The sequence below is a fragment of the Flavobacterium ponti genome (assembly GCF_042652765.1).
GTDB lineage: Bacteria > Bacteroidota > Bacteroidia > Flavobacteriales > Flavobacteriaceae > Flavobacterium > Flavobacterium ponti.
In genome coordinates this window covers 187,366-212,164 of record NZ_JBHSGW010000027.1, presented here as the reverse complement: position 1 = coordinate 212,164, position 24,799 = coordinate 187,366, and the positions used below count along the sequence as shown (strand labels likewise).

22 protein-coding genes and 2 tRNA genes are annotated in these 24,799 nt (G+C 31.0%); 15 read left to right on the top strand and 9 right to left on the bottom strand.

The annotated features are described in order from the left end of the window. The first annotated feature begins 12 nt into the window (after nucleotides 1-12). The 5 genes from ACFO3U_RS12770 (at nucleotide 13) to ACFO3U_RS12750 (ending at nucleotide 7,577) form a co-directional block, all read left to right on the top strand. Nucleotides 13-2,193: a B12-binding domain-containing radical SAM protein gene (locus tag ACFO3U_RS12770; RefSeq protein WP_379743088.1), complete on the top strand. Its 2,181-nt coding sequence runs from the start codon at nucleotides 13-15 to the stop codon at nucleotides 2,191-2,193. Nucleotides 2,194-2,418: 225 nt separating this feature from the next. After that, on the top strand, nucleotides 2,419-2,904 hold the full coding sequence (locus ACFO3U_RS12765; RefSeq protein WP_379743085.1) for a biotin/lipoyl-containing protein: 486 nt from the start codon (nucleotides 2,419-2,421) through the stop codon (nucleotides 2,902-2,904). A 130-nt stretch (nucleotides 2,905-3,034) separates the two neighbouring features. Further along, nucleotides 3,035-4,474: an acetyl-CoA carboxylase biotin carboxylase subunit gene (accC, locus tag ACFO3U_RS12760; protein ID WP_379743527.1), complete on the top strand. Its 1,440-nt coding sequence runs from the start codon at nucleotides 3,035-3,037 to the stop codon at nucleotides 4,472-4,474. A gap of 86 nt (nucleotides 4,475-4,560) precedes the next feature. Further along, a complete protein-coding gene (locus ACFO3U_RS12755) occupies nucleotides 4,561-6,102 on the top strand; it encodes an acyl-CoA carboxylase subunit beta (RefSeq protein ID WP_379743082.1) in 1,542 nt (513 codons plus the stop codon). Nucleotides 6,103-6,230: 128 nt separating this feature from the next. Beyond that, nucleotides 6,231-7,577: a C40 family peptidase gene (locus ACFO3U_RS12750; protein ID WP_379743078.1), complete on the top strand. Its 1,347-nt coding sequence runs from the start codon at nucleotides 6,231-6,233 to the stop codon at nucleotides 7,575-7,577. Here the strand turns inward: ACFO3U_RS12750 and ACFO3U_RS12745 are convergent. The 3 genes from ACFO3U_RS12745 to ACFO3U_RS12735 all read right to left on the bottom strand — a co-directional run bounded on the left by ACFO3U_RS12745 (nucleotide 7,574) and on the right by ACFO3U_RS12735 (nucleotide 8,762). Continuing rightward, entirely contained in the window at nucleotides 7,574-7,807 is a 234-nt protein-coding gene (locus ACFO3U_RS12745) for a 4a-hydroxytetrahydrobiopterin dehydratase (RefSeq protein WP_379743076.1), read from the bottom strand. The genes ACFO3U_RS12750 and ACFO3U_RS12745 overlap by 4 nt on opposite strands. 21 nt (nucleotides 7,808-7,828) lie before the next feature. Beyond that, a complete protein-coding gene (locus ACFO3U_RS12740; protein WP_379743073.1) occupies nucleotides 7,829-8,305 on the bottom strand; it encodes a GyrI-like domain-containing protein in 477 nt (158 codons plus the stop codon). 73 nt (nucleotides 8,306-8,378) lie between these two features. Then, nucleotides 8,379-8,762 carry a hypothetical protein gene (locus ACFO3U_RS12735; RefSeq protein ID WP_379743070.1) on the bottom strand — a complete coding sequence of 128 codons (384 nt, stop codon included), beginning with the start codon at nucleotides 8,760-8,762 and terminating at the stop codon, nucleotides 8,379-8,381. Between the two features lie 130 nt (nucleotides 8,763-8,892). On the opposite strand from ACFO3U_RS12735, the gene ACFO3U_RS12730 reads away from it, so the two are divergent. Together ACFO3U_RS12730 and ACFO3U_RS12725 are read left to right on the top strand one after the other, a co-directional pair. Further along, on the top strand, nucleotides 8,893-9,618 hold the full coding sequence (locus ACFO3U_RS12730; RefSeq protein ID WP_379743067.1) for a carboxypeptidase-like regulatory domain-containing protein: 726 nt from the start codon (nucleotides 8,893-8,895) through the stop codon (nucleotides 9,616-9,618). Continuing rightward, nucleotides 9,611-10,630 carry a transglutaminase domain-containing protein gene (locus ACFO3U_RS12725; RefSeq protein ID WP_379743064.1) on the top strand — a complete coding sequence of 340 codons (1,020 nt, stop codon included), beginning with the start codon at nucleotides 9,611-9,613 and terminating at the stop codon, nucleotides 10,628-10,630. Before ACFO3U_RS12730 ends, ACFO3U_RS12725 begins: the two co-directional genes overlap by 8 nt. A gap of 34 nt (nucleotides 10,631-10,664) precedes the next feature. On the opposite strand, the gene rimO is transcribed toward ACFO3U_RS12725, so the two are convergent. From rimO to ACFO3U_RS12710, 3 genes are all read right to left on the bottom strand, one after another. Continuing rightward, nucleotides 10,665-11,978, bottom strand: coding sequence for a 30S ribosomal protein S12 methylthiotransferase RimO (gene rimO / locus ACFO3U_RS12720; protein ID WP_379743061.1), 1,314 nt, complete (start codon nucleotides 11,976-11,978; stop codon nucleotides 10,665-10,667). Nucleotides 11,979-12,145: 167 nt separating this feature from the next. Continuing rightward, nucleotides 12,146-13,693, bottom strand: a complete 1,548-nt coding sequence (locus ACFO3U_RS12715; protein ID WP_379743058.1) for an OmpP1/FadL family transporter — start codon at nucleotides 13,691-13,693, stop codon at nucleotides 12,146-12,148. 34 nt (nucleotides 13,694-13,727) lie between these two features. After that, on the bottom strand, nucleotides 13,728-14,738 hold the full coding sequence (locus tag ACFO3U_RS12710) for a hypothetical protein (protein WP_379743055.1): 1,011 nt from the start codon (nucleotides 14,736-14,738) through the stop codon (nucleotides 13,728-13,730). 110 nt (nucleotides 14,739-14,848) lie between these two features. Here ACFO3U_RS12710 and proS point away from each other — a divergent pair, with 110 nt between their 5' ends. The 6 genes from proS (at nucleotide 14,849) to ACFO3U_RS12680 (ending at nucleotide 20,020) form a co-directional block, all read left to right on the top strand. Further along, the gene (proS, locus tag ACFO3U_RS12705) at nucleotides 14,849-16,327 is read left to right on the top strand and encodes a proline--tRNA ligase (RefSeq protein ID WP_379743052.1); all 1,479 of its coding nucleotides are present in this window, start codon (nucleotides 14,849-14,851) and stop codon (nucleotides 16,325-16,327) included. A gap of 68 nt (nucleotides 16,328-16,395) precedes the next feature. After that, nucleotides 16,396-16,467: transfer RNA gene (locus ACFO3U_RS12700), tRNA-Glu, on the top strand. Nucleotides 16,468-16,491: 24 nt separating this feature from the next. Beyond that, nucleotides 16,492-16,563, top strand: a tRNA-Glu gene (locus ACFO3U_RS12695). 154 nt (nucleotides 16,564-16,717) lie between these two features. Then, the gene (rpsT, locus tag ACFO3U_RS12690; protein ID WP_379743049.1) at nucleotides 16,718-16,969 is read left to right on the top strand and encodes a 30S ribosomal protein S20; all 252 of its coding nucleotides are present in this window, start codon (nucleotides 16,718-16,720) and stop codon (nucleotides 16,967-16,969) included. Between the two features lie 153 nt (nucleotides 16,970-17,122). After that, nucleotides 17,123-18,919, top strand: a complete 1,797-nt coding sequence (gene typA / locus ACFO3U_RS12685) for a translational GTPase TypA (RefSeq protein ID WP_379743047.1) — start codon at nucleotides 17,123-17,125, stop codon at nucleotides 18,917-18,919. 81 nt (nucleotides 18,920-19,000) lie between these two features. Beyond that, nucleotides 19,001-20,020, top strand: a complete 1,020-nt coding sequence (locus tag ACFO3U_RS12680; RefSeq protein WP_379743046.1) for a quinone-dependent dihydroorotate dehydrogenase — start codon at nucleotides 19,001-19,003, stop codon at nucleotides 20,018-20,020. Between the two features lie 44 nt (nucleotides 20,021-20,064). Here ACFO3U_RS12680 and ACFO3U_RS12675 read toward each other — a convergent pair whose 3' ends face one another. From ACFO3U_RS12675 to ACFO3U_RS12665, 3 genes are read right to left on the bottom strand one after another with little or no spacing between them, the layout of a single operon-like run. Next, nucleotides 20,065-20,556, bottom strand: a complete 492-nt coding sequence (locus tag ACFO3U_RS12675) for a hypothetical protein (protein WP_379743044.1) — start codon at nucleotides 20,554-20,556, stop codon at nucleotides 20,065-20,067. A 57-nt stretch (nucleotides 20,557-20,613) separates the two neighbouring features. Next, nucleotides 20,614-21,315 carry a DUF3307 domain-containing protein gene (locus tag ACFO3U_RS12670; protein WP_379743524.1) on the bottom strand — a complete coding sequence of 234 codons (702 nt, stop codon included), beginning with the start codon at nucleotides 21,313-21,315 and terminating at the stop codon, nucleotides 20,614-20,616. Continuing rightward, nucleotides 21,315-21,926, bottom strand: coding sequence for a hypothetical protein (locus ACFO3U_RS12665; RefSeq protein WP_379743042.1), 612 nt, complete (start codon nucleotides 21,924-21,926; stop codon nucleotides 21,315-21,317). The genes ACFO3U_RS12670 and ACFO3U_RS12665 overlap by 1 nt, the downstream gene beginning before the upstream one ends. A gap of 171 nt (nucleotides 21,927-22,097) precedes the next feature. On the opposite strand from ACFO3U_RS12665, the gene ACFO3U_RS12660 reads away from it, so the two are divergent. Next, nucleotides 22,098-22,964: a hydroxymethylglutaryl-CoA lyase gene (locus ACFO3U_RS12660; protein WP_379743039.1), complete on the top strand. Its 867-nt coding sequence runs from the start codon at nucleotides 22,098-22,100 to the stop codon at nucleotides 22,962-22,964. 313 nt (nucleotides 22,965-23,277) lie between these two features. After that, the gene (gene guaB / locus ACFO3U_RS12655) at nucleotides 23,278-24,750 is read left to right on the top strand and encodes an IMP dehydrogenase (RefSeq protein WP_379743036.1); all 1,473 of its coding nucleotides are present in this window, start codon (nucleotides 23,278-23,280) and stop codon (nucleotides 24,748-24,750) included. The last annotated feature ends 49 nt before the right edge of the window (nucleotides 24,751-24,799 follow it).

The following is a 24,799-nucleotide window of genomic DNA, read 5'->3' as shown; positions in this document are numbered from 1 at the left end:
AAAAAAATACCCTTGCAAAACATACTCTTAATCACACCACCTTTTACCCAACTGAATACACCGTATCCAGCAACGGCATATATAAAAGGGTTTCTAAATACCAAAAACATTGAAACTTTTCAAATGGATTTAGGAATAGAAGTGATTTTAAAAATATTTTCAAAAGAAGGATTGATTGCAATTTTCAACACCAACAACCAACAACCATTAACCAACAACTCAAAACGAATCTATGCCTTAAAAAACGATTACATCAACACCATTGACAACGTAATCTCATTCCTTCAAGGAAAAAATCCAACTTTAGCTCGACAAATTTGTAGTGGTAATTTCTTGCCAGAGGCTTCTCGTTTTGATCAAGTAGATGATTTGGAATATGCTTTTGGATCTATGGGAATGCAAGATAAAGCCAAACATTTAGCAACTTTATATTTAGAAGATTTATCCGATTTTATAGTAGAATGTGTAGATGAAAATTTTGGATTCAGTCGTTATGCCGAACGTTTAGGAAGAAGTGCCAATTCGTTTGATGAATTATACAATGAATTACAAAATACAATTACATTCATTGATAAAATCACTTTAAAAATTCTAAATGAAAGAGTAGAAGAAATCCAACCTAAATTAATCTGTTTTTCTGTTCCTTTTCCAGGAAATTTGTATAGCGCTTTTAGATGTGCTCAATTTTTAAAAGCCAATTTTCCTGAAATAAAAGTTGCAATGGGTGGTGGTTTTCCAAACACAGAATTAAGAGATTTAAAAGACAAACGTGTTTTTGAGTTTTTCGATTTCATTACTTTAGATGATGGTGAATTACCTATCGAATTATTAAATTCCAATATTGAAATTCCAAATTCCAAAGAATTTAAAAGAACATTTCTCCTAGAAAACAACGAAGTAGTTTACAAAAACAACTCAACAAAACTAGATTACAAACAAAGCGAAGTCGGAACTCCAGATTATTCTGATTTACTATTAGATAAATACATTTCAGTTATCGAAATTGCCAATCCAATGCACAGTCTTTGGTCAGATGGTCGTTGGAACAAACTAACCATGGCTCACGGATGTTATTGGGGAAAATGTACGTTTTGTGATATTTCTTTAGATTACATTAAAATATATGAGCCCATTGCTGCCAAGACTTTGGTAGATAGAATGGAAGAACTTATTGCTCAAACTGGGGAAAACGGTTTTCATTTCGTGGATGAAGCGGCACCACCAGCTTTGATGAGAGAGGTAGCTTTGGAAATCCTAAAAAGAAACCTAAAAGTAACTTGGTGGACCAACATTCGTTTTGAAAAAAGTTTTACGTTAGATTTATGTATTTTGTTGGCAGCTTCTGGTTGTATCGCAGTTTCTGGTGGTTTGGAAGTAGCTTCTGACCGACTTTTAGAACTAATTAAAAAAGGAGTAACGGTTGAACAAGTAGCTCAAGTGACACGAAACTTCACGGAAAGTGGGATAATGGTTCACGCGTATTTAATGTACGGTTACCCAACGCAAACGGTTCAAGAAACGGTGGATAGTTTGGAAATGGTACGTCAATTGTTTGAAATTGGGGTTTTGCAATCGGGTTTTTGGCATCAATTTGCCATGACTGCTCATTCTCCAGTAGGTATGTATCCAGAAGAATCCGGAGTAATTCCTCAACAAAATGAAGTAACTTTTGCCAATAACGACATAGCTTTCAAAGATAAAACCGGAATCAATCACGAGAAATTCAGCTTTGGTTTAAAGAAATCTTTATTCAATTATATGCACGGAATTTGTTTTGATTATCCTTTACAAGATTGGTTTGATTTCAAAATTCCAAACACCAAAATTCTACCGGATTTTATTTATAACGCACTTCAAGATTCAACCGATTTCAACACAAAACCTTCAGCTAAAATTGTTTGGATAGGAGGAAAGCCAACATACGAAACCTTCACAAAATCCAAAAAAGGAAACAGTTGGGAAATGATGCAACTGACTTTTCACGATAAAAAAAATGTAACTGAAATCATTGTTGAAAAAGAAAAAGGAGCATGGTTAATTGAAACGTTAGAAAAGATTTCAATTACTTCAAATAATAAGATGACTTTTACTCAATTAAAGTCCGATTATGAAGCTAATTTAGATGATTTTGAGTTGTTTTGGTATTCAAAATCAATAAATTCTTTGAGGGAAATTGGTTTACTAGTTTTATAATTATTTGGGCGTTCCCTTCCAGGTCGTGCTGTCCACTATATCTTTTTTTGGTTTGTCATGCTGAGCCTGTCGAAGTACAAACCAAAAAAAGGATGCCGTTCCCATCATTAACGCATTCGATTAAATAGAAAAATTGACTTTTTCATCAACTATATCATTTTACCAATATTTCATTTACGAAAACGTTTTCTTTTTTGTAAATTTACCCTTCATAAAAATTACACTATGAGTACAAACTATAAACTTTCTGTAAATCAAGAAAATAACTTTGATTTCAACGAAAGCGATTTAAAAAATTTAGATGAAATACAGTTGTCAAATAACAAATTTCATGTCTTAAAAGAAAGCAAACCTTATTCAGTTGAAGTAGTTTCAACCGATTTAGCTTCCAAAAAATATACAGTTAAAGTAAATAATTCGGTTTACGAAGTAGCCATTGCTAACGAATTAGACCAATTAATAACAGCAATGGGAATCGAAAAAGGTAGAACCAAAATCGTAAATGCTATAAAAGCACCAATGCCAGGTTTAATTTTGGAAATCAATGTTTCTGTTGGTCAAGAAGTAAAAGAAAATGATCCTTTATTAATTTTAGAAGCCATGAAAATGGAAAACAGTTTCCTTTCACCAAGAGATGGAATCATAAAATCTATTGCAGTTGAAAAAGGAAACGCTGTAGAAAAAGGACAATTGTTAATAGAATTTGAATAAATAAAGAAGCAAGAAGCAAGAAGCAAGAAGCAAGAACAAAGATATAAGAGAAGTAATCCTTTATTTTAAAATAATCTTTTTTCTTTCAACGTAGTGGTCTTTCTTCTTTTATCTAAAATATATGAAAAAAATTAAAAAAATATTAGTTGCCAACCGTGGTGAAATTGCCATAAGAGTAATGAAAACAGCTCAAAAAATGGGCATCAAAACGGTTGCAGTTTATTCTACAGTAGATAGAAATGCTTTACACGTCAAATTTGCTGATGAAGCGGTTTGTATTGGTGAAGCAGCTTCCAGTCAATCGTATTTAAGAGGCGATAAAATCATAGAAGTTGCTAAAGAATTAGGAGTTGATGCTATTCATCCAGGTTACGGGTTTTTAAGTGAAAATGCTCAATTTGCTGAACTTTGCGAAAAAAATAACATCATTTTCATAGGACCAAAATCCAAAGCTATTGAAATGATGGGTAATAAATTAGCAGCCAAAGATGCTGTCAAAGATTACGATATTCCAATGGTTCCTGGTACTGAAGATGCTATTACGGATATTGAAGAAGCTAAGAAAATTGCAACTTCAATCGGATTTCCAATTTTAATTAAAGCGGCTGCTGGTGGTGGTGGAAAAGGAATGCGTATTGTAGAAAAAGAAGCTGATTTTACATCGCAAATGAATAGAGCTATTTCAGAAGCAGTGAATGCTTTTGGTGATGGAGCTGTTTTTATTGAAAAATATGTAACTAAACCAAGACATATCGAAATCCAAGTGATGGCTGATAGTCACGGAAATATTGTTTACATTTTTGAACGTGAATGTAGTATTCAAAGAAGACATCAAAAAGTAGTGGAAGAAGCTCCTTCAGCTGTTTTGACTCCAGAATTGCGAAAAAAAATGGGTGAAGCTGCCGTAAAAGTAGCCAAAGCTTGTGATTATCTAGGAGCAGGTACAGTAGAATTTTTACTAGATGACAAACATAATTTCTACTTTCTAGAAATGAATACGCGTTTGCAAGTAGAACACCCAGTTTCTGAAATTATTGCAGGTATAGATTTAGTAGAACTGCAAATTAAAGTCGCTCAAGGTGAAGCTTTACCTATGAAGCAAGAAGATTTAAAAATTAATGGACATGCTATGGAACTTCGTGTGTATGCAGAAGATCCTTTGAATGATTTCTTACCTAATGTAGGATTTTTAAGTACATACATTTTACCAGAAGGTGAAGGAATTCGTGTAGATAACGGTATAGAACAAGGTACAGAAGTACCTATTTATTATGACCCAATGCTTTCTAAATTGATAACTTATGGTAAAAATCGTGAAGAAGCCATTGCTCTAATGATTAAAGCTATTGATAATTATCAGGTAGAAGGTGTTGCAACAACATTAGGGTTCGGAAAATTTGTAATGCAACATGAAGCTTTTCGTTCGGGAGAATTTGACACAGGTTTTGTAAAAAACTATTATGATGCTGAAAAACTAAAAGCCCAACATGCAACTGAAGCTGAAATAGCTGCAATGATAGCTTTGAAACAATATTTGAATGATTTGAAATTGGTGAAATTGCCTAATTAGAAGAAAGAAACAAGAAACAAGAAGCAAGATAAATCTTTTCTCTTTCAGTGAAACGGTCTTTTTTCTTTCTTCTCAAAAAAATAAACATGCAAGACAAAATAAAAACATTAAACGATAAAATAGCTTTAGCCAAACAAGGTGGTGGTGAAAAGCGAATTGCAAAACATCACGAAAAAAAGAAATTAACAGCCAGAGAACGTGTAAATTATCTAATGGATGAAGGTTCTTTTGAAGAAATTGGGATGTTGGTCACACACAGAACCAAAGATTTCGGAATGGAAAAAGAAATCTATTATGGTGATGGAGTGGTAACAGGTTACGGAACAATCAATAGAAGACTAGTTTACGTTTTTGCTCAAGATTTTACGGTTTTCGGAGGATCATTATCAGAAACTCATGCTGAAAAAATCTGTAAAGTAATGGATATGGCACTTAAAAATGGTGCTCCAATGATTGGACTAAACGATTCTGGTGGTGCTCGTATTCAAGAAGGTGTGCGTTCACTGGGTGGTTATGCTGATATTTTTTACAGAAACGTGCAATCTAGCGGTGTAATTCCTCAAATTTCTGCGATTATGGGACCTTGTGCTGGTGGAGCAGTATATTCTCCAGCAATGACTGATTTCACTATGATGGTGGAAGGAAGTAGTTACATGTTTGTAACTGGTCCAAATGTGGTTAAAACTGTAACTAACGAAAATGTAACATCAGAAGAATTAGGTGGTGCAAGTACACATTCTACAAAATCGGGTGTAGCTCATATTACTTCCCCAAATGGAGTGGAATGTTTGGAAGATATCAAACGTTTATTAAGTTATTTGCCTCAAAACAATAGAGAAACTACTCCAAAGTTAGACTATGTTCTAAATGACGAAATCAGAGAAAAATTAGATACGGTTATTCCTGATAATGCTAATAAGCCTTATGATATGCATGAAGTAATTGCAGATATCATTGATGAAGATAGTTTTTATGAAATTCATAAAGATTTTGCAGAAAATATCATCGTTGGTTTTGCTAGATTGGGTGGAAGAAGTATAGGAATTGTAGCTAATCAACCAATGGTTCTTGCAGGTTGTTTGGATGTAAATAGTTCTACAAAAGCTGCTCGTTTTGTTCGTTTTTGTGATGCCTTCAATATTCCGTTATTAGTTTTAGAGGATGTACCTGGATTTTTACCAGGAACAGATCAAGAATGGAACGGAATTATTGTTCATGGTGCCAAATTATTATACGCTTTTAGCGAAGCAACAGTACCAAGAATTACAGTAATTACAAGAAAAGCTTATGGTGGTGCTTATGATGTTATGAATTCAAAACACATTGGTGCTGACATGAATTTTGCTTGGCCAAGTGCTGAAATTGCAGTTATGGGAGCTAAAGGAGCCTCAGAAATTATATTTAAAAATGAAATTGCAGCAGCTTCAAATCCTGAAGAAAAGTTGAAAGAAAAAGAAGCTGAATATGCTGAATTATTTGCCAATCCTTATACAGCAGCTCAAAGAGGTTTTGTAGATGAAGTAATCGAACCAAGATTTACTAGAAGAAAATTAATCAAAGCTTTTAGTATGCTAGAAAACAAAGTAGTAGATACTCCAAAACGCAAACACGGAAATATTCCTTTATAATATTTAAACCATCTGAAAAGGTGGTTTTTTTATGCAATTAAAATAAAGTTAAAATTAATTTTATAAACATAGTTTTTTTATCTTGTCGAACTTTTAATATACAATAAAAGTATTTTAACTATTTGATAATGAATCGTTTTTTATTAGTTGTACTGTTTGTTTTGCTATCTAATACTTTTGCTTTTGCTCAAAAAACAATAAAGCATAAAGTAGTTAGTGGTGATTCATTTTATGCTATTGCGAAAAAGTATGGTGTAACAGAAAATGATATATATGAATCTAACCCAAAAGTAAAAGGTCAGACTTTACAATTGAATACAATTCTAATTATTCCAACAGCAAAATCAATTAAATCATCTAAAAAAGTTACAAACGATTTTCATGAAGTAGTTTCAGGAGAATCATTTTATACCATTGCCAAAAAATACGATTTAACAGTTGAAGAATTAAAAGAGTTTAACCCAACAATTTCTCCAAACAAATTACAAGTTGGAGCTAAATTAGCTTTGAAAAAGAATAAAAATACTAAAGATGCTAAATCAAATATAAAAGAAGAAGAAATTTCTTCCTCTAATGATTTAGTTCATTCTGTGAAAAAAGGTGAAACAATAAGTCATATTACTGAAAAATATGATGTAAGTTTTAAGCAATTAAAGCAATTAAATTCTGGCTTGAGTACAAACCTTCAAATTGATCAAAAAATAGTTATCCGAAAAGGAAAGGAAAAACCTAAAAAAGAAATTATTGAGCCAAAAGTAGAACCTAATAAAATTATTAGTCCAGCTTCAGTTCAATTAGAAACTATGGCTGCTGCAGATGATGATGTTGAAGAACCTGACGATTCTGGTGAAGTAACACATGTTGTTGCTCGTGGAGAAACTTTGAGTAGTATTGCTAGAGCATATAAAATTACATTGGCAAAATTACAAGAGTTGAACCCAAAAGTGGGATCAAAGATATTTCCTGGAAGAAAATTAATAATAAAAAAAGGAATTGCATCTAATTCTCAAGCTCAAGTTAATTTATACGCTGAGGTTGAAGAATTAGTTGAAGAAGCAACTCCATTATCAATAGAAGGTTTAGAAAGCGCAGATCAATTAATTGCAATTGCTTCAGAACATTTAGGAACACGTTATAGAAGTGGTGGAACAAAAAGTGGTGGATTTGATTGTTCAGGTTTAATGTGTTATACATTTTCTCAACTAGATTTTAAACTACCAAGAACTTCCAATGAACAATCGAGAACAGGAAAAAAAATTAAGAAAAACCAAGCTCAAAAAGGAGATTTAATTTTCTTTTCAACCAATGGAAGAGGAACAGTAAATCATGTAGGAATGATTACTGAAGTGGTTGATGATGAAATCTTCTTTATCCATTCATCAGTTAGTAAAGGTGTAATTGTTTCTTCGGTTAAGGAAGCCTATTATGCAAAACGATTTGTAAGAATTAATAGAGTTTTAGATATCATTCATTAAAGAAATAATTCATCAATAGCTTTTGCTAATTTTCGGTCTTTTTCTGTAATTGTATTTCCTTCATCATGAGTTGTTAAAGTTATTTCAACTTTGTTATACACATTTTTCCATTCAGGATGATGGTTCATTTTTTCGGCAATAAGTGCAACTTTACTCATAAAACCAAAAGCTTCTATAAAATCTTTAAATTTAAAGGTTTGTTGTAATTTGTTGTTTTCTTCTTTCCACATGATTTATTTTTTTTTAAATTCTTACTTAATTGGAATCCAAACTTCTTCTTCACTTTCAGTATTTTCATGACCTTTATAATTGTCACCCAAAACCTCAAAATGTGGACGATCATCTAGCTCAAATTCGCTTTTGGGTAACCATTCACCAAAAATGTATTGAGCTGTTTTAGGAAAATCAGCAAAAGTTCCTTTATGTAAAAATACAGCATATTTTCCAGAAGGAAGATTAAATTGTTCAAAGTTTTCTGGAATATCATCATAATTTTTAACTTCAATTAAGGCATATTTTATGAATTCAGTTGATGGTGAAAAATCATTAAATTTTTTAAAATCATATTCTTGTAATGAAAATAAATCTGCACGAACTGCATTTTTTATTTCTTTTAATCTTGGCATTAATTGTTGCCAAATTTTTGCTGTTTGGTCATTTGTTAAAGAAGTTTTAGTAGAAAATCCAATCATCTTCTTGGCTTCAATTGTCGTAGTTTTTAAAAACATGTTTTTGATTTTTTCAAATATAAAAAAAGCCTCATTAAAAATGAAGCTCTTATTAATTTATTAGTTAAGTGTCTTAATCTAAAACTTTTTGACCAGTGTTTGGTCTGTTCGTTACAGAAGTTTGAATAAATTCATAACCAGTGCTATTTGGTTTTAATAAATAAACTGCTTTTGCACCATTTGTAAATGACATTTTATTTGTGTTTGAAACCACTTCAACAGCTTTCTTCTCAAGTATAGTTTGGTTTTCCTCAAAAACAATTTTGAAATCAACGTTATTACTCTTTGTTGAAGTAAATTTTACGTTTGACAATGGAGTTTGGTTAATCTTAACACCATCAACGTAAACAGTAAATAATTTTGCGTCTTCTGTGTAAACTTCAACTTCATTTGATTGAGCCTGCATAATATAAGCAAGCAACATGAATACTAATGAAAATATAGTTCTTGTTCTCATAATTTTAATTTTATAATGTCTTTTAAAAGAGTAAATATATAAAAAAATCTATTTACTTGCTTTATTTGGGAAAAATATCTATTTTTAAAGTATTATTAGTAAATGAATTACATTAAATTTTGTTTTACCCATGAATCAAAAAATTGATATAGCGATAAAAAAACCATGTTCAGAAAATTTCAATAATTTTTTACCAACAGACAAAGGTGGTTTTTGTAATGCATGTAATAAAGAAGTTATTGATTTTAGTAAAATGAATGACAAAGAAATTATTAATTATTTTAATTCTACAGATAAAAAAACGTGTGGTTCATTTCGTCAAGATCAATTGAAAATGTATTCTCTACCAAATGAATCATTATGGAATAATAAATTTAATTTTTGGAATAAAGGTTTCGTGGGTTTTTCATTAGTATCACTTCTATCATTTAATAATGGATTTGCACAAGAAAAGAAAACAAATTCTAAAACAGAAATTAATCAAAAAATTGAAACTGAGAAATCTGACATTATAAATCAATCAGATAAAATTATTGTAAAAGGAACTGTTTCAGACGAATTAGGACCTTTAGCTGGTGCAAGTGTTGTTATTAAGAACACTGCGAAAGGTGTAACAACCGATTTTGATGGTAATTTTGAATTTCCAGAACCAATTGATAAAGATGCAATTGTAATAGTAAGTTTTGTTGGATTAAAAAAAGTTGAGATTAAGGCTTCTGAAGTAAGTCAAATTAATTTAGAAACTTCATTTGATTCTTGTGATTTAATATTTATAGGAGAAGTAACTACAAGTAAAATTCACAAATCAAAAAGAACATTTTTTCAAAAAATAACAGGACTTTTTAAAAATGATTAGAAACTTATTTACATTTTTAATAATTTTTGTTTCTATAAATCTACAAGCACAATTATCTGATTTTGATGCTATAAACTTTAATAAAGCAGATTCAATTGCAAGCAGTTACAAAGGTGAAAACTTAAGAAGTTTGCCAATATTATCTTATAATCTTACTAATTCTTTATCTACTGATGTAGAAAAATTTAGAGCAATTTATATTTGGGTTTGTTCTAATATTGAGAACGATTTTAAAGCTTTTTTAAAGAATGATAAAGAACGAAGAAAATATAGAAATGATAGCATAAAATTGGAAAAATGGAATAAAGAATTTTCAAAACAATCTTTTAAAAAATTAGTAAAAGAGCAGAAAACGGTCTGTACTGGTTATGCTTACTTAATAAAAGAATTGTCAAATTATGCTAATATTAATTGCGAAATTATAAATGGATTTGGAAGAACTACTTATGAAACTAAGGAAGATTATTACATGCCAAATCATTCTTGGAATGCTGTTCAATTAAATGATAAATGGTATTTGTGTGATGCTACTTGGTCGACTGGTGTTTTTGATTTAGATAAATATTATTTTGAATATAATTATAACAATGGTTATTTTTTGACTGAGCCTGATATGTTTGTTAAAAATCATTATCCGCTAGAAGTCAAATGGTTATTGATAGAAGATTATAAATTAGAAACTTTCTTTAATGCTCCTTTAATATATGGAGAAGCTTTTAGACATGGAATTAAACCTGTTAAGCCTACTGAAATGGATTCTGAAGTTATACAAAATGATACAATAACTATTTTATTGAAAGAATTATTAGAGATTGATAGTAATAAATTTAATATAGAATTAATATCGGGAAATTATACAAAATCAATTATTCCAATTATTAATCGAAAAGATAATGATTGTATTGAATTAAAATTTTCAATTCCATACAAAGGGTTATACGATGTTCATCTAAAATTAGGTAATGACTATTTATCTACCTACTTAATCAAAGTAAAAAAGGAGAAAAAATAATTTTTCTCCTTTTTTATATAATATTATAATTTTTTTAAGCTATTGGTTCAGCATACAAATCAAATTCTGTGGCATCAATTATTTTTAGCATAACAAAATCTCCAGTTTTTAAGTAGAATTTTGAAGCATCAATTAGTACTTCGTTATCTACATCTGGACTGTCAAATTCGGTTCTACCAACAAAGTATTGTCCTTCTTTTCTATCAATGACACATTTGAAAGTTTGTCCAATTTTTTCCTGATTCAAATCCCAAGAAATTTGTGCTTGAATTTCCATAATCTCTAAAGAACGTGCTTGTTTCACTTCTTCAGGAACATCATCAACTAAATTGTAAGCATGTGTGTTTTCTTCGTGCGAATACGTAAAACAACCTAATCTTTCAAAACGCATTTCCTCAACCCAATTTTTCAAAATCTGAAAATCTTCTTCCGTTTCTCCAGGATAACCTACAATTAAAGTCGTACGAATTGCCATTTCTGGAACGGCTTTTCTAAAATCTTTTAAAAGGTTTGTTGTTTTTTCATATGTTGTTCCTCTTCGCATCGATTTCAAAACACTGTCTGAAATGTGTTGTAATGGTATATCAATATAGTTACAGATTTTTGGTTCACGTTTCATCAATTCTAAAACTTCCATTGGAAATCCTGTTGGAAATGCATAATGCAAACGAATCCATTCAATTCCTTCTACTTTAACTAAATTTTCTAGCAATTCAGCTAAGTTTCTCTTTTTGTATATGTCTAAACCATAATAAGTTAAATCTTGTGCAATTAAGATTAATTCTTTAACTCCATTTTTAGCTAATTTTTCAGCTTCTATAACCAATTTTTCAATAGGAGTAGAGACGTGTTTTCCACGCATCAACGGAATGGCACAAAAACTACATGGTCTATCACAACCTTCAGAAATTTTTAAGTAAGCATAATTTTTTGGAGTAGTTGTTAATCGTTCTCCAATCAATTCATGTTTATAATCGGCACCTAATGCTTTTAATAATAATGGCAACTCAGTTGTTCCAAAATACTGATCTACATTTGGAATTTCTTTTTCTAAATCAGGTCTGTATCTTTCTGATAAACATCCTGTAACGAAAACTTTATCTACTAAACCTTTGTCTTTTTTGTCAGCATATTCTAAAATAGTATTTACTGATTCTTCTTTTGCATTATCAATAAAACCACAAGTGTTAATTACGATGATGTTTCCTTCGTCTTTTTTAGCTTCATGTGTAACTTCTTTACCATTGGCTTTTAATTGACCCATCAAAACTTCACTATCATAGACGTTTTTTGAACATCCAAGCGTAATTACATTGATTTTATTTTTCTTTAACGTTTTGGTTCTCATAGAATTGAAAATTTATTTCTGAGTTTTGGAGTGCAAAATTACGCTTTTTAAATGTAATTGTTTTGGTTTAAATAATTTTTATGATTTAGTTTTTCCTAAATTTAGTATTTCAATAAAAAAAAACTACCTCATGTGAAGTAGTTTTCTTTTGTTTTATGTTGAAATGTTTAGAAAGTTACTGTATAACTTAAACTTACATTATCATTCTTATTATTTATTCTAGCTTGGTCGTTCATTCCAGAAGAAATAAAACTTTGATTATAGTTTCTGTGTGTGTTTGCGTATGATAAATCAATTCTAGCATTATTAAAACTATAACCCAAACCACCAGAATAACCAATTAAATCACCAAGAGCAGCATCAACTTTATACGGACTTTCCTCAAAACGATAACCAGCTCTCAAGCTAATTTGTTTTATTTTGTATTCTCCACCAATATTATATGATAATGTTCTTTTTAAATTATCACTCATAAAATCATTTAATGAACCATACAGAACATCGTTTTTAGGTTTGAACTTCGTATTTCCATAATCTTTTGAAGACACATCTATATTTATAAACCCTTTTGTTCCAAAAATATAAGCTGCACTTCCAGTCAATTTGCTTGGTGTTTGTACATTGTAACTTGGATAAATATTAACGATGTTTGGATCAACTACATCTGTATATGTTCCATTTTCATCTGAATTTACAACTATTAATCGTTGACTTAATTCATCATTTAAAGCATACCATGTTGGAGATTCGTAAGCTAATCCTAATCTAAATTCATTAGTAACTTTTGCAATTGCTCCTAAGTTAAAAGAAAAACCTCTTCCGTATGTGTATAAATCATTATCAAATTGAATTCTCTTTACGGTTGAACCAGTTGCATATTCTGGATTATCATTACTTTCATACACAGAAGTAGATTTAGTAATATCTGTAAAGTGAATATTTAAATTCATACCTAAAGATAAAATGTCGGCATAATTAGCTGCAAAATTTCCAGTTAATTTTCCATTGTATCCTTTGGATTTAATATAATTTTCTTGATAAAAATTTCCACCAGTTGGTATGTTAGTGAAATAATCTATATTGTTTGGATCTTCATCATCAAATGGACTTACTATATAACCTTGATAGCCTAAAAATGCTTGTTGTGCACCAAATCCTAAACCACCTGTTTCACCAAGATAACTATATAAACTACTCACTGATTCTCCAGGCTGAGTTTGTAAAAATTCTAATTCATAGCCTTGAGCTGCATCAACAAAATAATTTCCAATTGAGTTATAAGGATTAGTGCCTCTAGAGAATACTTGATTGTTGAAGTTATTAGTGTTTTCATAGTTTACACCTAGACTTAATTTTTTCCAACCACTGTTAGTATCTGTATTGTCAAAAACAAAAACAGCTCCAATTTGATTTAAATCCAATTTGAAATCATTTTCGGTAGATTTTGTTCCAAAATATGTTGAATTGTTTTTTTGGTTGAAACCTGAAACGGTAGCACTAAATGTATTGTATTTAAAAACTACTGAACCAGCAGGATTAATATTTATAGCTGATAAATCACCACCAATAGCTCCCATTGAACCACTCATTCCTCTAAATCGAGCTGTACCATTTAAATCATCTATTGCGTATCTCAAAGCATCACTAGGTCTCGTTTCTTGAGAAAACCCAATAAAAGTTGTTCCTAGTAACAAGGATAAAAATATTTTTTTCATAATAAATTTTATTTTTTCTTTTTCAATCAATTAATTAACCTCGTCCACCACGACCACCTCCACCAGAAGATCTTCCACCACCAGAGCTTCCTCCAGAAAAACCACCTGATGATCTACCACCACCAAAACTTCCGCTTGATCGAGTGCTTCTAGGTGAAGAAGAACTTCTAGGAGTTGTTGTAGTTCTAGGAGTGTTGATTGTTCTTGGAGAAGTAGTACTTCTTGGAGAATTTGATGAGTTTCTAGGAGATACTGTTCTAGGATTTGTAGTAGTATTTCTTGGTGAAATTGCAGAATTATTTGATCTTGTTGAAGTTGATCTTGTTCTTGAATTTCTAATTGTTGAGTTTCCTATTTGACTATTTCTGCCAGTAACAGTTGCTGATCTTCCTGAACTTCTTCCAGAATTTGCGGGATAATATCCATTCATTCCTCTTCGGCCACCATTATAAGAAACATGATTGTTATAATAACCTACATAATAAGGAGAATACCAATTATTCCATCCCCAATTATTCCATCCATAACCATAGTAAGGATTATACCAATTGTTCCATCCATAATTCCATCCATAATTAAAGCCTAATCCCCAAGTATTTCCATAATAAAATCCGTTATTCCATCCTGGTCCATACCATGAGTTCCAACCCCAACCCCAATTATTCCATCCGTTATTATAATAATTTACATTTACTTCATTTGAATTGTTTCCCCAACCTGCATAACTTCTTTCAATAACATAAACAGTATCAGCTGCATTTTCATTTGAAGTATAAGAATCTACATCTGTAAAATATTCTGTTTCCTCAAATTCATCTTGCATATCTCTAAACTTTTCAGCATAAACACTTGATTGTTTTACTTGAGTGTAGTTTTGATTTTCATCCAATGTAGTTTCTCTAGAAGAGGTTGAAGAACTATAAATTCCGTCATTATCATCATAAGATGAATTTTTAAATGAACTACATGACGATGCACCAATCATTACTATACTTAATAGTAATAATCGATATTTTTTTATCAGAGTTTGGTAATTAGTTTTCATAATAGCAAGTTTTTTATTGTTGGACTTCACAAAAATAGTTAGTTTTGTCGAATATTTTAGTTAAAATTTATATAAGAAATAGTAACAATTTTTATGCCAATCCATTAGTAATGAGTAAAAACTTAACAAAAAGAGCAGAGGATTATTCTAAATGGTACAACGAGTTAGTTGTAAAAGCCGATTTAGCTGAGAATTCTGGAGTAAGAGGATGTATGGTTATCAAACCATATGGTTTTGCAATTTGGGAAAAAATGCAAGCCGAATTAGATAGAATGTTTAAAGAAACAGGTCATCAGAATGCCTATTTTCCTCTTTTTGTGCCCAAAAGTATGTTCGAAGCTGAAGAAAAAAATGCTGAAGGTTTTGCAAAAGAGTGTGCTATCGTAACACATTATCGTTTAAAAAACGATGAAGACAATCCAGGAAAATTAAAAGTTGATGAAAATGCAAAATTAGAAGAAGAACTAATTGTTCGTCCTACTAGTGAAGCTATTATTTGGTCAACATATAAAGGTTGGGTACAATCATACAGAGATTTACCTTTATTAATCAATCAATGGGCTAATGTTGTGCGTTGGGAAATGCGTACAAGATTGTTTTTAAGAACTGCTGAATTTTTATGGCAAGAAGGTCATACAGCTCATGCAACCAAGCAAGAAGCGATTGAAGAGTCAGAAAAAATGATGAATGTTTATGCTGATTTTGCTCAAAATTTTATGGCAATTCCAGTTATAAAAGGTTTGAAGACCGAAACAGAACGTTTTGCTGGAGCTGAAGAAACGTATTGTATTGAAGCTTTAATGCAAGATGGAAAAGCACTTCAAGCAGGAACATCTCACTTTTTAGGTCAAAATTTTGCTAAAGCTTTTGATGTAAAATTTGCCAATGCAGAAGGAAAACAAGAATATGTTTGGGGAACTTCTTGGGGAGTTTCAACTCGTTTAATGGGTGCTTTGGTAATGACTCATTCTGATGATTTAGGTTTAGTTTTACCTCCAAATTTAGCTCCTATTCAAGTTGTTATTGTACCTATTTTTAAAACAGATGAAGAATTTGAAAGAATTTCAACTGTTGTAATTGATTTAGTAGCTCAGTTTAAAAAATTAAATATTTCAGTTAAGTTCGATAATAGAACCACACACAAACCAGGATTTAAGTTCGCTGAATGGGAATTAAAAGGTGTTCCAGTTCGAATTGCGGTTGGACCAAAAGATTTAGAGCAAAAAACTTTTGAAATTGCAAGAAGAGATACTTTAACTAAAGAAGTTGTCGCTCAAGACGGAATTGTTAGTTATATTTCTGATTTATTAGAGACTATTCAAAGCGATTTATTTAACAAAGCTTTAAACTATAGAGATACGCATATTACTGAAGTTCAGAATTTTGAAGAATTTAAAGATGTTTTAGAAAATAAAACAGGTTTTGTTTCTGCTCACTGGGACGGAACAGCTGAAACTGAAGAAAAAATTAAGGAATTAACTAAGGCAACTATCCGATGTATCCCTTTAGATGGAAGAGATGAGGAAGGAAAGTGTGTTTTAACTGGCTCAAAATCAGAACGTAGAGTTTTATTTGCAAAAGCCTATTAAAAAAAAATAAATTTCTGTTGCGAAAATAAAAAATAGTTGTATTTTTGCATCCGCAATACAGAAATGTTGGCCCGTTCGTCTATCGGTTAGGACGCATGGTTTTCATCCATGTAAGAGGGGTTCGATTCCCCTACGGGCTACAAATTTGAAATTACTGGGTTACTGGCCCGTTCGTCTATCGGTTAGGACGCATGGTTTTCATCCATGTAAGAGGGGTTCGATTCCCCTACGGGCTACAAATTAGTTGTAAATAAGTTTTGTAAAATAGAAGCGGGTGTCTTAAGTTTTTATTTTATTAGTTAAAACCAAAGTGATTGGTAACAATTGTGGGAGGTTTTTCTTTTTTAACTAGTAGTTTATAAATAATTATTACAATTAAATTAAGAAAAAATGGCAAATCACAAGTCAGCTTTAAAAAGAATTAGAACAAGCGAAAAGAAAAGAGTAATTAACAAGTACCAGCACAAAACTACACGTAATGCTATCAAAGCAATTCGTATGGCAACTGATAAAGCTGATGCTCAAGCTAAATTAAATGATGTGTTTTCAATGATTGATAAATTAGCGAAAAAGAACATCATTCACTCTAACAAAGCTTCAAACTTAAAGTCTAAGTTAACTAAACACGTAGCTTCTTTATAAGTAGAAACGTAGTTTTAAATTATATTAAGCTCTCTTTTTTGAGAGCTTTTTTTATGGAAAAAAGTTAAGAAATAGTAAATATAAATAAAGTAATGCATTGGTTAGTATTTTATTAGAAAATAAGTATTACCTTTGCACCACTAAAAAAATAAGATGGAATCTATCAGAAACATTGCAATTATTGCACACGTTGACCACGGTAAAACTACTTTGGTTGATAAAATTATGTATCACTGTCAATTATTTCGTGAAAATGAAAATACAGGTGATTTAATATTAGATAACAATGATTTAGAACGTGAAAGAGGAATTACAATTACTTCTAAAAACGTTTCTGTTACATATAAAGGTACAAAAATCAATATTATAGATACTCCTGGTCACGCGGATTTTGGTGGAGAAGTAGAGCGTGTATTAAATATGGCTGATGGTGTATGTCTTTTAGTAGATGCTTTTGAAGGACCAATGCCGCAAACTCGTTTTGTATTGCAAAAAGCAATCGACTTAGGATTAAAACCATGTGTGGTAATTAATAAAGTAGATAAAGAAAACTGTACTCCTGAAGAAGTTCATGAAAAAGTTTTCGACTTAATGTTTGAGTTAGGTGCAGAAGAGTGGCAATTGGATTTTCCAACAGTATATGGTTCTGCAAAAAACAATTGGATGTCTGACGATTGGAAAAATCAAACCGAAAATATTGAGCCATTATTAGATATGGTTATCCAAAATGTTCCAGCTCCTAAAGTTTCTGAAGGAACTCCGCAAATGTTAATTACATCTTTAGACTTTTCAAGTTTTACAGGTCGTATTGCTATTGGACGTTTAGAAAGAGGTGTTTTAAAAGAAGGAATGCCAATTTCTTTAGTAAAAAGAGATGGAAAAATAATAAAATCAAGAATTAAAGAATTGCATACTTTTGAAGGTCTTGGACGTAAAAAAGTAGAACAAGTTATAGCAGGTGATATCTGTGCAATCGTAGGTGTTGAAGGTTTTGAAATTGGTGATACTATCGCTGATTTTGAAAATCCAGAAGCTTTACAAACTATTGCTATTGATGAACCAACAATGAGTATGTTGTTTACTATCAACGATTCTCCATTCTTTGGAAAAGAAGGTAAATTTGTAACTTCAAGACATATTAGAGATAGACTGACTAAAGAATTAGAAAAAAACTTAGCCATGAAAGTGGGTGAGACTGATTCTGCTGATAAATTTATGGTATTTGGTCGTGGTGTTCTTCACTTATCTGTTCTTATTGAAACCATGAGAAGAGAAGGGTATGAATTGCAAATCGGTCAGCCTCAAGTAATTATTAAAGAAATTGACGGTCAAAAATGTGAGCCAATTGAAGAATTAACAATCGATTTACCAGAACATCTTTCTGGAAGAGCTGTTGAATTTGTTTCTGTTCGTAAAGGAGAAATGCTTTCAATGGAAGGAAAAGGAGATAGAATGGTTGTAAAATTTAATATTCCTTCTCGTGGAATTATTGGTTTACGTAACCAATTATTAACGGCTACAGCTGGTGAAGCAATTATGGCTCACCGTTTCATAGGATACGAGCCATACAAAGGAGAAATTCCTGGAAGAAATAGTGGTTCATTAATTTCAATGGAAAACGGAAAAGCGATTCCTTATTCTATTGATAAATTACAAGATAGAGGTAAATTCTTCGTAGATCCAAATGAAGAAATTTATGAAGGTCAAGTAATTGGTGAAAACACACGTAGTGATGATATGGTTATCAACGTGACTAAAACTAAAAAATTATCAAACGTTCGTTCTTCTGGAGCAGATGATAAAGCTAAAATTATTCCTGCCATAAAATTCTCTTTAGAAGAAGCTTTAGAGTACATTCAAAAAGATGAGTATGTGGAAGTAACACCAAAATCGTTACGTTTGCGTAAAATCTATTTAAATGAAAACGATAGAAAACGTTTCAAAATATAATATCAAATTTTATAAAAATGTCTCACTTTTTAGTGGGACATTTTTTTTATATTCTTATTTTTGCACTTCAACTCAACTACTATGTATCGTTTATTAATTCGTCCGATTTTATTTCAATTTGATCCTGAAAAAGTACATCACTTTACCTTTTCATTAATTCGTTTTTTGCATAAAATTCCTTTGGTGGGAAGTTTAATCAATTCGTATTACGAAGTAAAAAGTCCCAAATTAGAACGAGAAGTATTCGGATTAAAATTCAAAAACCCAGTGGGATTGGCTGCTGGATTTGATAAAGATGCTAAATTATATCAAGAATTATCTAATTTCGGATTTGGTTTTATTGAAATTGGAACCTTAACTCCAAAACCACAAGACGGAAATCCTAAAAAGAGACTTTTTAGATTACAAGAAGATTCAGCAATCATCAATCGAATGGGTTTCAATAATGGTGGTGTTGAAGAAGCAATTATTCGTTTAAAGAAAAACAAAGGAGTTCTTATTGGTGGAAACATTGGAAAAAATAAAGTTACTCCAAACGAAGAAGCAGTCAATGATTACGTAATCTGTTTTGAAGCCTTGTTTGATTATGTTGATTATTTTGTAGTCAATGTAAGTTCACCAAACACACCTAATTTAAGAGAACTTCAGGAAAAAGAGCCTTTGAAAGCTTTATTGAATACATTGCAAAACCTTAATAATTCAAAAGGAAACCCAAAACCAATTCTTTTAAAAATTGCTCCTGATTTAACCAACGAACAATTATTAGATATTATCGAAATTGTAAACGAAACTAAAATTGCTGGTGTAATTGCAACTAATACTACCATTTCTCGTGATGGATTATCTTCAGAAAATAAATCAGAAATGGGTGGATTATCAGGAAAACCTTTGACGAATCGTTCTACAGAAGTTATTCGTTTTCTCTCAGAAAAAAGTAATAAATCGTTTCCAATTATTGGAGTAGGAGGCATTCATTCCGCAAAAGATGCTTTAGAAAAATTAGAAGCTGGTGCAAGTTTAATTCAGTTGTACACCGGATTTATTTATGAAGGACCAAAATTAATTAAGGAAATTAATACAATGTTACTTAAGAAAAACTAATATATTAGAAGTATAGGATTTTATACTTTAAATGAAATAATTTTCTAAAGTTTATTGACTATTTCAAAGCCATATTTTTCTTTTAATTTTGAACAGATTTGAACAGCTAAATCTTTATTTTTAGTTGTGTATAGAGTTGTTGGTTTTTGATTATCAGTAAATAAGTTTATTAAAATTACTTTTTCTGTGATTCTTGCAGTTGCTGTAGATTGTAATCCGATCCCACCTAATGTCTTTGTTGTATTTGTTCTAAAAATAGAGATGTAATTTATTTCCGGAAACTTTTTCCAACTTCCAAGTTTTATACCAAAAATTGAACTAATATTTCTATATAGGTTATGTTTTAAGTCTAATTCAATTCCTTCATTTGTCAATGTTATAATTCCACCAATTATGAATGCTATCCAAAACAATAGGTAAATAGGATATATTTTGATGTTAATAAAAATAATTAATAATAAACCTGAGAACAAAAGTATATACCCTATTATCAGTCTTGTTTTGGTTATTTTTTCTAGATAAATATATTTTTCCATGAATATGTTTTTGTTTTCTATGATTAATAGTTTTTTTTTAAGATGTAAAAACTATACTTAAGTAGAAAATTCCACCATCAATCCAACTAAAATTGCAATTCCAAAACTCAATAAAGTTCCAATAAGAACATATTCCGTTAGTTTTCTGTCTTTGGCTTCTTTCAAATCACCAAATCTAAAGATAGATTTTGCAGCCAATAAAAAACCAATAGCTTCAAAATGATTGGTAATAATGAAACAAAATACAAATAAGCGTTCCAAAATCCCAATGTAATTTCCAGCATTTTGCAACGAATTGTCTTCTTTATTTTTGCTTTCTGGTGTCCAAATGGATATAATGTTTTTAATAATTATTGAAGTTGGTTTCGTTAATAAAACAATTCCAGTTATAAAAATCCAAATTTGATGATCTATATTTTGGAAATCTATTCTAGCATTTTTATAAACCAAAACTACTATAAAAATCATCACTAAATGCAATACTTGATCTACTGAAAACCAAATGCGTTTTGTTTTTTTCTTTTGAAATTTCAGTTTAATGAAATCAATAATTCCATGAGAAACTGCTAATAATATTCCATAAATGATAAAATCAACTTCAGCTACAAAAATCAACATCAAGACTAAATGCAAAGCTGTGTGTAAATACAAATAAATGCTTTTTTCTTTCTTTTTTTCTTTATCTAAAACCCATTTGTTAGGTTGTAAGATGAAATCACCAATCAAATGAGCCAATAAAAGTTTTGTGAATAAAAGCATCATACCTCAAGCATTTTTAATTTTTCAACATAAGCCGAATTTATTTCCAGTAATAAATCAAAATTAGCTCTTTTTCTTCTTCTGCTCACGGCTGCTTGATTGATGCCTAATTTTAATCCAATTTCTTCTTGTGAAAGTGTAGGGTTTTGAATAGTAATCAATACAAATTCAGCAGATTGAGCCAGCCAATTGTCCATAAAAGACAAACCCAATCGCAAAATTAAATTCATTTCCTTGTCAAAAGTTTTGTTAGAACTATGAATCGATAAAGTAGTTTTGTTTTTCTTTAAACTTTCAAATCCAACACCTGAATTTACAAAAGCTGTTCCATTACTTTCTGAAATTTTCTTGGCTTTGTACGTTTTATCACCAAATCCAATACTCATTCGAACATCTAATTTGATACTTCTTAAATACGCTTTTATCTGAAAAGCCACTAATAAAGCCTCTTCATAATTTTTTACTTCCAATTGAAATTCATCACCACGGTAAATTTCCCAATCTTTTGGAGTTTTTCCAAATTGTTGAAATAGTTGCTTTAAACCGTCAAGCCAATTCTGCGATTTTGCTCTGCGTGAACCTTTTACGTCTCCTGTAATTATACAATCCATAGTTCAAATCTATAAAATATTTTTTAAGATACAAAATATATTACCAAAAAATGTAATATTTTAATATATTACCAATAAGTGTAATATTTTAAATTATTCCACATTTAAGGAATATTTTATTTTTTTTTATCCATTAAATTCTTCCTATCTTAGCATTTTAAAAGCAAATCATTGAATCCAAAAGTAAAAATAATTGAATGTCCTAGAGATGCTATGCAAGGCATCAAGGCATTTATTCCTACAGAAAAAAAAGTACAATACATTCAATCTTTATTAAGAGTTGGGTTTGATACCATTGATTTTGGAAGTTTTGTTTCTCCAAAAGCAATTCCGCAAATGGCTGATACGGCAGAAGTTTTGGCTCAATTAGATTTGTCGCAAACACAAAGCAAACTTTTAGCTATAATTGCCAATACAAGAGGTGCAGAAATGGCTGCTGAACACAAAGAAATTCAATATTTAGGTTTTCCTTTTTCGATTTCGGAGAATTTTCAAATGCGAAATACACATAAAACTATTGCTGAATCGATAGTGACATTAAATGAAATTCTACAAATTGCTGATAAAAGCAACAAAGAAGTCGTAGCTTATTTATCCATGGGTTTTGGAAATCCTTATGGTGATCCTTGGAATGTGGAAATCGTAGGAAATTGGACCGAAAAAATGGATAAAATGGGTGTGAAAATTCTTTCACTTTCAGACACTGTTGGAACTTCAAATCCTGAAGTGATTGATTATTTGTTTTCAAACTTAATTCCAAAATATCCTAACATCGAATTTGGAGCACATTTGCACACCACTCCAGATAAATGGCACGAAAAAGTAGATGCAGCATACAAAGCAGGTTGCCTAAGATTTGACGGAGCAATTCAAGGTTTTGGAGGTTGTCCCATGGCTGCTGATGACTTAACTGGAAATATGCCAACCGAAAAATTGTTATCGTATTTCACCGCAGCAAAAGTAGATACCAATTGCCACGCAATGAGTTTTGAAAGCTCTTACAATGAAGCTTTGAAGATTTTTACAAATTATCATTAAAATAGTGATTAGTGAAGAGTGATTAGTAATTAGCTTAAAAAATAATTCTTTTATAAGAAGCTATTTCCAGCTATCCATTACAAGATTTTTTCAACAATTCTTTTTTTGTAAGTCATAAAAAGAGCTTCCTTTGGTCGCTTTTTTACAACAACAAAAAATAGAATTCTTCAAAAAAATGCTTTTCATTCCTATCTGGGCTAGTTAAATCTCGTTTTTTTTGAAACTTTACGTTAAAAACTAATCACTAATTACTAATCACTAATTACTTTTTCTTATATTTGCATGCAATTTAACACGACTACAACAAATTGCAATGAACGCACACAACACAAAAATCATCGGAGAAGGTCTTACTTATGATGATGTACTATTAGTTCCAAATTATTCTCAAGTTTTACCAAGAGAAGTTAGTATTCAATCTAAATTTTCTAAAAATATTACGCTTAACACTCCTATTGTATCTGCAGCTATGGATACCGTTACCGAAAGTGCTATGGCAATTGCTATGGCTCAAGAAGGAGGAATTGGTGTTTTGCACAAAAACATGTCAATCGAAAAACAAGCCGCTGAAGTTCGTAAAGTAAAACGTGCTGAATCTGGAATGATCATCGATCCTGTAACGTTACTTTTATCAGCAACTGTTGGTGATGCCAAAAGAGCGATGAAAGAACATGGAATTGGTGGAATTCCTGTGGTAGATGAAGACATGACTTTAAAAGGAATTGTTACGAACAGAGATTTGCGTTTTGAACGTAAAAATGATCGTCCAATTACAGAAGTAATGACTTCTGAAAATTTAGTTACGGCAAAAGCGGGTACTACTTTGCAACAAGCCGAAGAAATTCTACAAGATCATAAAATTGAAAAGTTATTAGTGGTTGCCGAAAATAATAAATTGGCTGGATTAATCACTTTTAGAGATATTACAAAATTGACTCAAAAACCAAACGCTAATAAAGACCAATATGGACGTTTACGTGTGGCTGCTGCTCTTGGAGTAACTGCTGATGCTGTTGAACGCGCAACGGCTTTAGTAAATGCTGGTGTTGATGCAGTAATTATCGATACAGCTCACGGACACACAAAAGGAGTGGTTGATGTTTTAAAATTAGTTAAAGCTTCATTTCCTGATTTAGATGTGGTGGTTGGAAACATTGCTACACCAGAAGCGGCTAAATATTTAGTTGAAAATGGTGCAGATGGTGTGAAAGTTGGAATTGGACCAGGTTCAATTTGTACAACTCGTGTTGTAGCTGGAGTTGGATTTCCTCAATTTTCTGCTGTGATTGAAGTCGCTGCAGCTATAAAAGGTAGTGGTGTTCCAGTTATTGCTGATGGTGGAATTCGTTACACAGGTGATATTCCAAAAGCAATTGCTGCTGGTGCTGATTGTGTAATGTTAGGTTCCTTATTAGCTGGAACCAAAGAATCTCCAGGTGAAACGATTATTTTTGAAGGAAGAAAATTCAAATCGTATAGAGGAATGGGTTCTGTGGAAGCCATGCAAGAAGGTTCAAAAGACCGTTATTTTCAAGATGTGGAAGATGATGTTAAGAAATTAGTTCCAGAAGGAATTGTAGGTCGTGTTCCTTACAAAGGTGAATTAAACGAAAGCATGCAACAATTCGTTGGTGGTTTAAGAGCCGGAATGGGTTATTGTGGTTCAAAAGATATTCCAACTTTACAAGATTCTGGTCGTTTTGTTAGAATAACAGCTAGTGGAATAGGGGAAAGCCATCCTCATAATGTGACTATTACTAAAGAAGCACCAAATTATTCTAGATAGATTATAAATTTAGAATTCAGAAATTATATATAAAATCAAAACTTCTCGT